Source organism: Kribbella qitaiheensis, from assembly GCF_042657745.1.
GTDB lineage: Bacteria > Actinomycetota > Actinomycetes > Propionibacteriales > Kribbellaceae > Kribbella > Kribbella qitaiheensis.
Genome location: NZ_JBHSKE010000029.1, coordinates 63,598 through 74,267, shown reverse-complemented (window position 1 = coordinate 74,267; position 10,670 = coordinate 63,598). Strand labels below are relative to the sequence as shown.

At 68.9% G+C, this 10,670-nt stretch carries 7 protein-coding genes; 6 read left to right on the top strand and 1 reads right to left on the bottom strand.

The genetic code is table 11. The features are described 5' to 3' along the window. Window positions 1-80 precede the first annotated feature (80 nt). The 6 genes from ACFPJ1_RS21870 (at window position 81) to ACFPJ1_RS21845 (ending at window position 9,960) form a co-directional block, all read left to right on the top strand. Window positions 81-833, top strand: a complete 753-nt coding sequence (locus tag ACFPJ1_RS21870) for an SDR family NAD(P)-dependent oxidoreductase (RefSeq protein ID WP_380106493.1) — start codon at window positions 81-83, stop codon at window positions 831-833. A gap of 77 nt (window positions 834-910) precedes the next feature. Beyond that, entirely contained in the window at window positions 911-1,654 is a 744-nt protein-coding gene (locus ACFPJ1_RS21865; RefSeq protein ID WP_380106491.1) for a response regulator transcription factor, read from the top strand. Further along, the gene (locus ACFPJ1_RS21860) at window positions 1,651-4,197 is read left to right on the top strand and encodes a DUF4153 domain-containing protein (protein WP_380106489.1); all 2,547 of its coding nucleotides are present in this window, start codon (window positions 1,651-1,653) and stop codon (window positions 4,195-4,197) included. The genes ACFPJ1_RS21865 and ACFPJ1_RS21860 overlap by 4 nt, the downstream gene beginning before the upstream one ends. 141 nt (window positions 4,198-4,338) lie before the next feature. Next, window positions 4,339-6,111: an ABC transporter ATP-binding protein gene (locus tag ACFPJ1_RS21855; protein WP_380106487.1), complete on the top strand. Its 1,773-nt coding sequence runs from the start codon at window positions 4,339-4,341 to the stop codon at window positions 6,109-6,111. Then, window positions 6,104-7,885: an ABC transporter ATP-binding protein gene (locus ACFPJ1_RS21850; protein ID WP_380106485.1), complete on the top strand. Its 1,782-nt coding sequence runs from the start codon at window positions 6,104-6,106 to the stop codon at window positions 7,883-7,885. The genes ACFPJ1_RS21855 and ACFPJ1_RS21850 overlap by 8 nt, the downstream gene beginning before the upstream one ends. Before the next feature lie 131 nt (window positions 7,886-8,016). Further along, entirely contained in the window at window positions 8,017-9,960 is a 1,944-nt protein-coding gene (locus ACFPJ1_RS21845; RefSeq protein ID WP_380106483.1) for a glycoside hydrolase family 15 protein, read from the top strand. An 18-nt stretch (window positions 9,961-9,978) separates the two neighbouring features. Here ACFPJ1_RS21845 and ACFPJ1_RS21840 read toward each other — a convergent pair whose 3' ends face one another. Further along, window positions 9,979-10,659, bottom strand: a complete 681-nt coding sequence (locus ACFPJ1_RS21840) for a helix-turn-helix transcriptional regulator (RefSeq protein ID WP_380106481.1) — start codon at window positions 10,657-10,659, stop codon at window positions 9,979-9,981. Between the last annotated feature and the right edge of the window lie 11 nt (window positions 10,660-10,670).

Below are 10,670 nucleotides of genomic sequence, written 5' to 3'. Positions count from 1 at the left end.
CAACGGCACCTCGGGTGCATCGGCAACCCATCCAGAGTTACCGACCAGAGGATGGTGCACCAGTGAGCGAGGGAAGAATCATGAGCGACCTGTCTGGCAGGACGACGATGGTCGTCGGTGCGAGCCGTGGCTTGGGCCGCGGGATTGCGACAGCCTTCGCCGGAGCCGGCGCTCCGGTGATCGCAGTGGCCCGTACTGCGGCGGCGTTGGCTGAGCTGGCCACCGTCGCCGACACCATCGTGCCGGAGGTCGCCGACGCCGGTGACGCCACCGTGGCCGCCGGCCTTCTCGATCGCTACGAGCCGGAGGTCGTCGTTCTGGTGGCCGGCGCCGGCCCGCACATGCGTCCGCTGCAACAGCAGACGTGGGAGACGTTCTCGGTCAACTGGCACACCGATGTCCGGATCGCGTTCCACTGGCTGCGGGAGGCTTTGCTCACGCCGCTGCGGCCCGGCAGCAGGGTGGTCGTGGTCAGCAGCGGTGCTGCGGTCAACCGCGACGGGTCACCGCTCAGCGGTGGGTACGCCGGCGCCAAGGCCACCCAGCGATTCATCACGGGGTACGCCCAGGATGAGTCGCGCCGTGCCGGGCTGGACATCACCGTCACGGCGGTGATGCCCACGATGACGCCGTACGGCGACGTAGGCAGGCGGGGGGTTCGGGCGTACGCGGCTCGCGGCGGCCAGCCTGAGGAGGTGTACCTGAAGGAACTGGGGGAACTGCTGACACCCGAGATCGCCGGGTCCGCCCTGGTCGACCTGGTCCGCACAGACCTGGCGATTACCGCTCCGGAGTACCTGCTCACCGCCGCCGGCCTGCAGAAGCTGCCCTGAACACTTGCGCGAGACCTGCACAGAACCTTCACGAGTTGGGCCGTCTTTCTGACCAAGGAGGCTCCTAGGCTCGGGCCATGTCAGTCAGCGGAGTGGGCCGCAGGATCCTGGTGGTCGAGGACGAGCCGGTGATCAACCAGGCGGTGACCGATCGGCTGCGCGGTTCGGGGTACGAGGTTGTTCAGGCCTGGGACGGGCCGGGCGCCGTCGAACAGTTTGCCGAGACCGAGCCGGATCTCGTGCTGCTGGACGTGATGCTTCCCGGGTTCGACGGGCATGAGGTGTGCCGGCGGATCCAGGCCGGACGTCCGGTGCCTGTGCTGATGCTGACCGCGCGCGATGACGAGGCGGACATCCTCGTGGGGCTCGGTGTCGGTGCCGACGACTACCTCACGAAGCCTTTCAGGATGCGGGAACTGGTGGCCCGGGTCGCCGCCCTTCTCCGACGGGTTGACCGGGCAGCCGAGCTGGCCGTCCGCTCACCCACCGAGCTGGGCGACCTTCGGGTCGACGCGGCCGCTCGCCGAGCCTGGGTCGCCGACACCGAGGTTCACCTGACGCCTACCGAGTTCGATCTGCTGCTGTGCCTCGCCGCAAGTCCGGGCGTCGTCCTGACCCGGGAGAACCTGTACGCCGAGGTCTGGGGCTGGCCGGGCGCCTCGGGGACCCGGACGGTCGACAGCCACGTGAAGGCGCTGCGAGCCAAGATCGGCGCGGACCGGGTGCGGACTGTGCATGGCGTCGGCTATGCCCTCGAGCCCGGGAGTTCCGGGAGTTCCGGGAGTTCTGGGAGTTCTGGGAGTTCTGGGAGTGCGACGTGAGCAGCCCGCTGCTGGACCAGGTCACGTCGGTCAAGGTCAAGCTCGGGTTGCTCGTCGCGGTCAGCGTCACCGTGGCTTCGATCCTCGCGGCGGTCGGCGCGGTCGGCACCGTGCCCTTGTGGCTGAGCATTCCGGTCACCGTGGCCCTGGCCCTCGGCGTGACCCAGTTGCTGGCTGTCGGGATGACATCGCCGCTGCGCGAGATGACCGCCGCCGCACGGGGGATGGCCCGCGGCGACTACTCCGCCCGGGTCACCGCGAGCTCGAGCGACGAGGTGGGAGAGCTGGCCCGGGCTTTCAACCGGATGGCCGAGGACCTGGCCGCCGTCGACCGCCAGCGCCGCGAGTTGGTGGCGAACGTGAGCCACGAGCTTCGTACTCCGCTCGCCGCCTTGTGCGCGGTGCTCGAGAACCTTGTCGACGGAGTCGCCGAGCCGGATCCGGTGACCCTGCGAACGGCGCTCGACCAGGCAGAGCGGCTGTCCGCGCTTGCCTCCGACCTGCTCGACCTCGCCCGCGTGGATGCGGGTGAAGTCCGGCTGTCCACCACGCAGGTGCCCGTTCTGGAGTTGCTGGAGCGCGCCGTCGCCGAAGCGCGGGTGAGCAGTCGCGAGGTGCAGTACGACGTACTGGTCACGCCGCCGGCTCTCACTGTCCCGGCAGACCCGGCGCGGCTCCACCAGTTGATCGGCAACCTGCTCGACAACGCTTCCCGGCACAGTCCCGCCGGTGGGGTTGTGCGGATCACTGCCGAGGCCACGAGCACCGGCTGGCGGCTGGAGGTCGCCGACGAGGGGCCGGGGATCCCGGCCGCCGACCGGGACCGCGTCTTCGAGCGGTTCGGCACCCTGGCGGAGGCCGACGGTGGCGGCGGCACCGGCCTCGGCCTCGCGATCGCCCGCTGGGTCACCGACCTCCACGGCGGCACCATCCACTTCGTCGACCCCGCGCCGCGCAGTACCGGTGCCCGGGTCCGGGTCGACCTGCCGCACGAACCACTGAAGCAAACCCACATCACCAGGAAGGCAGTCATGGCGAAGCCGGTCGACAGTCCCACACCATCCGTACCGTCCACACCCGCTGCGGCGCGGGTGCCGGAGCCGGGCATGGACATGATGTTCGGCAAGTTCTGGCCCGAGGCCGGCCTGTCCGGCAACGTGCGTGCTGTCCTGTACTGCTTGGGCGTCGGTCTGCTGGCCGGCATCGTCCTGCCGTACCGCGACCTCGGCCTCGGCACGTTCGTGGTGCTGCTGGCGGCCGGGGGAGTGATCCTCGGGTTCAGCGTGAACCGCCGGTCCCGCTTCACTCTGGCTTGTGCCGCGCTCTGCCTGCTCCTGGCGGTGACCGTTGTCGTCCGGGACGCGGAGTGGATCGTGGTCTTGTGCCTGCTGGCGGGTGGCGCGGTCTGCGTGGCCGGGTTGGTGAACGGCCGCACTCTGCCCGCCTTCGTGCTCGCCGGAATGGCTTGGCCGCTCGCCGGGTTGCGAGGGCTTCCGTGGTTGGGGCGTTCCGCTCAGGCGGTCAGGGGTCTGCGGGCAAGTGCGGCTGCGCTGCGCACGGTCCTGTGGTCACTCCTGGGGTTGCTCGTCTTCGGAGTGCTGTTCGCCTCGGCCGACGCGCTCTTCGCCGAGTGGGCGGGCGCGATCGTCCCGGACGTCGAGCTCGACTCGTTTGTACTGCGGGCCTTCATCACCGTCGCGGTCGGAGGTGTTGTACTGGCGGCGACGTACCTCGGTCTGAACCCGCCCAACGTCGAGACCGGGTCCGGCCCGACGAGGCCGGTCGCCCGCCGGTACGAGTGGCTCGCGCCGGTGCTGATCGTCGACGCTGTCTTCCTGGTATTCCTGGCAGCGCAGGCCACTGCCAACTTCGGCGGGCACGAGTACGTCGAGCGGATAACAGGCCTCACCTACGCGGAGTACGTCCACCAGGGCTTCGGTCAGCTGACTGTGGCCACAGCGCTCACGCTGCTGGTGGTGTGGGCCGCCGCCCGCAAGGCGCCGCGTACGACGGCCGCGGACCTCGCCTGGCTGCGCGGGTCGCTCGGCCTGCTCTGCGCGCTGACCTTGGTCGTGGTCGCCTCCGCGCTCTACCGGATGCACCTCTACCAAGAGGCGTACGGATTCACCGAACTTCGCCTGCTGGTCGACGTCTTCGAAGGCTGGCTGGGGCTGCTCGTCGTCGGTGTGATGGCGGCGGGCGTGACGCTCAAAGCCAGCTGGCTGCCTCGCGCCGCGCTGCTCAGTGGGGCCGGTTTCCTCTTCCTGCTGGCCGCGATCAATCCGGATGCTTGGATCGCGCAGCGCAACCTGGACCGGTATGAGGCGAGCGGCCAGGTCGACTGGGAGTACCTGCAGGGGCTTTCGGCGGACGCAGTACCGGTGCTGGCCACCCTCCCGGCCGATGTGGCCGGCTGCGCCCTGACAGGCCACGAGCCGAGCGACGACGATTGGCTGGAATGGAACTTCGGCCGCCACCGCGCCGAGCCCCTGATCCGCTCTCACCCCACCGCCACCAACTGTGTCAGCAAGCCGGCCGGCTGATTTAGTTGCCAGCAGCATTCACTGTGAGGTCTCGTTCCCGAAACTCGGATGCTTTTGTCGGTGGTCGCCGTTACGGTCGATCGAGTGCTGACTCTGCTTCGGTACGCGTTTCGTGCTTCACCTGGTAGCACCGTTCTGACGATGGGCCTCGCTGTGCTCGGCTCCGTGCTGGGGATGGCGGTCACGCTGCTCACCGGTCAGGTTGTCGGCGCTGTTCCAGGTGTGATCAACGATGCCCCCGGGGCCATGTCGCTCGCCGGGTTCAGCTGGCTGCTCGGGGCGCTGCTGGTCGCGTTCGTCCTGCAGAGCCTCACGCCCGCGATCCACCAGGTGGCGTCGCTGATCATGGACGCGGCGCTCGTTCGGCAGATCGGTACCGGTATCACCGAGCCGTTGCTCAGCCCGCGCAGAGTCGCGCACCTCGAGGACACCGTGGTGCTGGATGTGCAGGAGCGGGCGAAGGGGAAGGGCGGATTCCATCTCGCGGAGGGCCTGGGGAATCTGCCCTGGTTGCTCGCCAGCCGGGTCACGCTGGTCGGCTCGGCGGTCATCGTCGGCGTGATGTTCTCCTGGCCGGTCGCCGCGATGCTGGTCGCGGTGACGTTGCTCCTCGAGTGGTACGGCGGCCGCCTGATCGAGCGCGAGATCGACGTCTGGTGGGGCAATACCGAGGAGCAGCGGCGGGCCGACTACCTGTTCGACCTCGGCATGCGCGACGCACCCAAGGAGCTCCGCGTCTTCGGACTGCACAGCTGGCTGGTCCAGCGGTACGTGCGCGAGTGGACCACGGGCTTCCGACCGGTCTGGGACCGGCGCCGCAGGAACGTGAAGTGGGCCGTCCTCACGGGCGGCCTGCATCTGGCTGCGAACGGGCTCGCGATTTTGCTGGTCGGCCGGGCCGCCCTCGACGGCGAGCTGCCACTGACCGAGGTCGCGACGACCGTTCCGGCGATCCTCGCCATCGGCGTGTCGATGAACGGGTACGGCGTCGTCCAGGTACGGCGCGGGTTGTCGGCGTACCGCGCGATGAATGAGCTGCCCGGCACGATCGCCGAGCGCCACCCCGAGCCGGTCGCGACGAGCAGGCACCGCGTCGAGACCATGCCGGCGCGCGAGGTCCGGTTCGAGAACGTCAGCTTCCGGTATCCCGGCTCCGAGGTCGACGTGCTCCGCGACCTCGACCTCACGATCCGCGCGCACGAAGCGCTCGCGCTCGTCGGCGTCAACGGCGCCGGCAAGTCCACGCTGGTGAAACTGCTCGCCGGCGCGTACCAGCCGACCGAGGGCCGGATCACCGTCGACGGCGTGGACCTCTCCGAGCTCGACCAGGCCGCCTGGCAACGGCGCATCGCCGCGATCGTGCAGGACTTCCTGCGCTTCCCTTTGTCGGTGACCGACAACGTCGTGTTCGGCGCGGTCGAACGCGCCGACGACGAGGTCGCGCTGGCCAAGGTCGCGAGGGAGTCCGGCATCGACCAGGTCGTACGCCGCCTGCCGGCCGCATGGGACACCGTGCTCGACAAGACCTTCGACGGCGGCGTCGACCTGTCCGGCGGAGAGTGGCAACGGGTCGCGCTGGCGCGAGCGCTGTTCGCCGTCCATGCCGGGGCTGGTGTGCTCGTGCTGGACGAGCCGGCGGCGGCGCTGGACGTGCGCGCAGAGGCCGAGCTGGTCGAGCGGTACCTCGAACTCACGTCGGGTGTGGCGTCCTTGATTATCTCCCACCGGTTCTCGGTGGTCCGCAACGCCGACCGCATCTGTGTGCTCGCCGACGGGCGGATCACGGAGGACGGCACGCACGAACAGTTGCTGGACAAGGGCGGAACGTACGCCACCATGTTCCGCCTCCAGGCCGAGCGGTACGTGACGTCCGAGGCCACGGAAGGCCCGGAGAGCGAGTCGCTCGATGCGTAATCTCCGGATCTCCTGGCTGTGGCTCACCACCTCGTTCCGTGCGGCGCCGTTGCTGATGGCGATCTCGACGGTGCTCGTCGCGGCGCGCGCGATCACAGCGCCGACCCAGACGTATGGCGTCAGTCTGCTCATCGACGGGCTCGCCAGCGACCGGTCGAGCACGATCGCGCTGGGCATCGGCATCATCCTCATCGGTCTGGCGGTCTCGTTCGTTGCTGACGTCATCGGCTGGCCACTGCAGGACACCGCGCAGGAACGCATGGCCGGCCGTGTGCACGCCGATCTGTTAGACGTGACGACGGGCATTCCAGGGCTGACGCATCACGAGCGGCCCGATGTCGCCGACCGGCTGGAGCTGGTCCGCGAACGCGCTTGGCGGATGGGCGTCGGCGCCGAGGTACTGCTGTGGGCGTTCGCGACGGTGGCCAACACGGTGACCGTGCTCGGGTTGCTCGGGTCCGTCAATCCACTGCTGCTGTTGTTGCCGTTGCTCGGTGCGACGCGGATCTGGTCGGCGTACGTGAGCAGCACGCGGCAGCACAAGGCCTGGGAGGACTCGCTGCCGCAGGACCGGCTGGTCGACCGGCTGATCGAGGTGGCGAAGGACGCACGGACGGGGTTGGAGCTGCGCGTGTTCGGACTCGGGCAGGTCCTGCTGGACAGGATCTTCTCGTTGCAGACGGAGCGGTACCGGCGCCGGGTCGAGGCGGCGCGCTGGGGTGGCAAGGTCGACGGGTCGGTGCGACTGGCCTTCGGCCTCGCGTACGCCGCCGCCATCGTGTGGGTGATCGCGCGTGCACGCAACGGGCAGCAGACGGCCGGCGACGTAGTACTCGTGCTGTTGCTGGCACCGCAGGTGGATCAGATGACCGGTGGGATCGCGCGCAACGTCTACTGGATAGGCGAGGTCGTGCGGAGCTTCAGCCGCTACGACTGGTTGCGGGAGTACGCGAAGGACAACTCGTGGCAGACGAGCATCGCTCCGGCGCCGGCGCGACTTACGTCCGGCATCGAGCTGCGCAATGTCGGATTCTCCTACCCTGGCACGGATTCCGCCGTACTCAGCGAGGTCAACCTCAGCTTGCCCGCGGGTTCGGCCGTCGCGTTGGTGGGCGAGAACGGGGCCGGCAAGACGACGTTGGTCAAGCTGCTCGCGCGGATGTACGACCCGACGACCGGACGCGTCCTGGTCGACGGCGTGGACCTGACGACGATCTCACCGGATTCCTGGCGGTCACACCTCTCGGCGGGATTCCAGGACTTCGTCAAGTTCGAGTTGACGGCGCGTGAGGTCGTGGGGATCGGCGACGTCGAACGCGAGTCCGACGAGGCGGCGGTGCGCGCCGCGATCTCGCGGGGTGACGCCGAGTCGGTGGTCGCCGGACTGCCGCGCGGGCTGGACACGCAGTTGGGCAAGAAGTTCACCGACGGTGTCGAGCTGTCGGGCGGTCAGTGGCAGCGGCTCGCGTTGGCGCGGGCGTTCATGCGCGAACGCCCACTGCTGTTGCTGCTCGACGAGCCGACCGCGGCACTGGACCCCGAAGCCGAGCACCGGCTGTACGAGCAGTACGCCGCAGCCGCCAAGATCGCGGCAGCCGAGACCGGTGGCGTCACCGTCCTGGTCTCGCACCGCTTCTCAACCGTACGCATGGCCGACCTCATCGTGGTGATGCACAACGGCCGCGTAGAAGAGGTAGGCACCCACGAAGCCCTCCTCGCAGCAGACGCCCGCTACGCAGAACTCTTCAACCTCCAAGCCCGCGCCTACCGCTGACCTTCCAGCCGGGGTATCACCCCGGTCGGATGATGACGGGCCTCGCGGCGCGGTTGAGAGTGCTGGGGAGGAGTCGAGTTACTCGGTCGCTGGGAACAGGGCGGCGCTGCGTTGTCGTGAGGAGAGGTGCCATGGACGGCTATCCGTCGATCGCGGACCACGGACTGATCGGGGATCTGCAGACTGCTGCACTGGTCAGTACGGAAGGGTCGATCGACTGGTTCTGTACGCCGAGGTTCGACTCGCCGAGCCTGTTCGGGGCGCTGCTGGACCACGAGAAAGGCGGCCACTTCCGGATCCGGCCGTCGCAGGGGGCCTTCCAGACCAAGCAGCTGTACCTCCCGGACACGGCCATCCTGATCACCCGGTTCCTCACTGAGGCCGGGGTCGGTGAGGTGATCGACTTCATGCCGGTGACGAGCAGCACGCAGGCGACGCCGAACCACCGGCTCGTGCGGCTGGTCCGGTGCGTCCGGGGCAGGATGACGCTCGACCTCGACATCGCGCCACGGTTCGACTACGGGCGCCGCACTCATCAATGGCACGCGACCGAGCACGGTGGAGTCTGCACGAGCGACGGCTCGACGCTCACGTTCCACATCGTGAGGGAGCCCGACGACGCCCGGCTGGTCCAGCGCCAGTCGGGCGAGACAGGCGATCTCGAGGTCTCGCTCACCCTGGAAGCCGGGCAGCTGCGCGGGATCGTGCTGGAGACGGCTGCCGACGGGCCGCCGCGGGAGATTCGCGTCGCCGAGGCACAGCAACTGTTCGACGAGACGGCCGGCTTCTGGCGGACCTGGCTGGCGCAGTCCACCTACAGAGGTCGATGGCGGGAGATGCTCCAGCGCTCGGCGATCACGCTGAAGCTGATGACCTATGCGCCGACCGGGGGCCTGGTGGCCGCGCCGACGGCCTCGCTGCCCGAGCAGATCGGCGGCGAGCGGAACTGGGACTATCGCTTTACCTGGGTCCGCGACGCGTCCTTCTCGATCTACGCCCTGCTGCGGATGGGGTTCACCGATGAGGCCGTCGCCTTCAGCGGCTGGCTGCGGGACCGGGTGCAGGAGAAGGCGGGTGGGGCCAGTGGACCGCTGAACATCATGTACCGCGTCGACGGCTCCTCCGATCTTTCCGAGGAGATCTTGGAGCATTGGGAGGGGTACCGCGGGTCCCGGCCGGTGCACATCGGTAACGGTGCCGCCGACCAGTTGCAGCTGGACATCTACGGCGAGGCGCTGGACAGCCTCTACTTCGCTGACCAGCGGGGTCTCACCGTCGGCCACGATGGCTGGCTCGCGGTACGGGACCTGCTCGACTGGCTCGTCGACCACTGGGACCAGCCCGAGGAGGGCATCTGGGAGACCCGGGGCGGGCAAAAGGAATTCACCTACGGCCGGGTGATGTGCTGGACGGCGTTCGACCGGGCGATCCGGGTCGCCACCGCCCGGTCGCGGCCGGCACCCCTCGATCGGTGGGCCAAAGCGCGCGACGCGATCTATGACCAGGTGATGGAACGCGGCTGGGACCCTCAGCGCCGCGCCTTCGTCCAGCACTACGGCAGCCAGGTGCTCGACTCGTCGCTGCTGCGCATGCCCACGGTGGGATTCGTCGCCCCACAGGACCCGCGGTGGCTCTCGACCTTGCGGGCGATGGACTCCGAGCTGGTCACCGACAGTCTCGTCTACCGATACAACCCGGCCGCGTCGCCCGATGGCCTGCAGGGCTCGGAGGGCACGTTCTCCCTGTGCACGTTCATGTACGTCGACGCGCTCGGCAGGGCCGGCCGGGTCGACGACGCCCGGCTCACCTTCGAGAAGATGCTCACCTACGGCAACCACCTCGGCCTGTACTCCGAGGAGATCGCCCTGACCGGCGAGCAGATCGGCAACTTCCCGCAGGCATTCACCCATCTCGCGCTGATCGACGCCGCCATGACCCTGGACGCCCAGCTCGATCGGAAGGCAGCCGGCGCGGGACCCAACGGCGTCGTGGCGCCGATGCTGCTGGCCGAACAGGCCATCACGACAGAGGCCATTACGACACAGCCGACCGAAGTACCGACCACGCAACCGTGATCAGACTCGCCGATGAGGTCAGCCGGGCGTCGGTTCCAGGCGGACGCAGCAAGTGTCGGGCGTGGGCTTGAGCTGGGCTTGCAGGTCGGTGGTGCCCAGGCCCGTCAGGAGGCCGTCGAGCAGGCAGAGGTTCATCTCGCAGACCAGGTCGGTGTGGTCCTGGGCCAGCGCGTGGAAGGGGCAGTTACCGAGGACGATCGCGTTCTCATCGGTGCGGGGTTCGAAGCCTTGTTCCTCGAGGACGCGCATCACGTCGGCGCCGTCCGCCTCGTCGCGGGCGGCAAGGGCGAGTTCGTTACCGAGTTGGCGGGCGCGTCGGTCGAGAGCCGCTCGCGGGGATTCACCGGTGGCTACGGCGTCTTCGATGGCTGTCGCCAACAGGCCTCCGGCCAGGTCGTAGCGGTGTTCCGGTAGCGACACGGCGACGTGCTGGGCCGCGCGGCGGTACAGCTTCGACGGCCGTCCCGCACCGGGGCCGGATCGGCCGTTTAGGCGTTCGTAGACGACTTCGAGCAGACCCTCGTCGGCCAGTTTGTCGAGATGGAACGCCGCGGTGGTGCGGGGCAGACCCAGGGCGGTGGCAGCCTCGTCCCGGGTCACCGGATCCACTCGCCGTACGACGTGGTCGTACAGCCGGCGCCGCGTCGGCTCCTCCAACGCGGCGACGGCCAGGATCCGAGCTTCCCGGGAGTCGTCCACGATCGTCATTC

Excerpts from the sequence above, each read along its gene's own strand:
- ACFPJ1_RS21870 (WP_380106493.1), top strand. The coding sequence starts at position 81 with ATGAGCGACCTGTCTGGCAGGACGACGATGGTCGTCGGTGCGAGCCGT.
- ACFPJ1_RS21865 (WP_380106491.1), top strand. The coding sequence starts at position 911 with ATGTCAGTCAGCGGAGTGGGCCGCAGGATCCTGGTGGTCGAGGACGAG.
- ACFPJ1_RS21855 (WP_380106487.1), top strand. The coding sequence starts at position 4,339 with ATGGGCCTCGCTGTGCTCGGCTCCGTGCTGGGGATGGCGGTCACGCTG.
- ACFPJ1_RS21850 (WP_380106485.1), top strand. The coding sequence starts at position 6,104 with ATGCGTAATCTCCGGATCTCCTGGCTGTGGCTCACCACCTCGTTCCGT.
- ACFPJ1_RS21845 (WP_380106483.1), top strand. The coding sequence starts at position 8,017 with ATGGACGGCTATCCGTCGATCGCGGACCACGGACTGATCGGGGATCTG.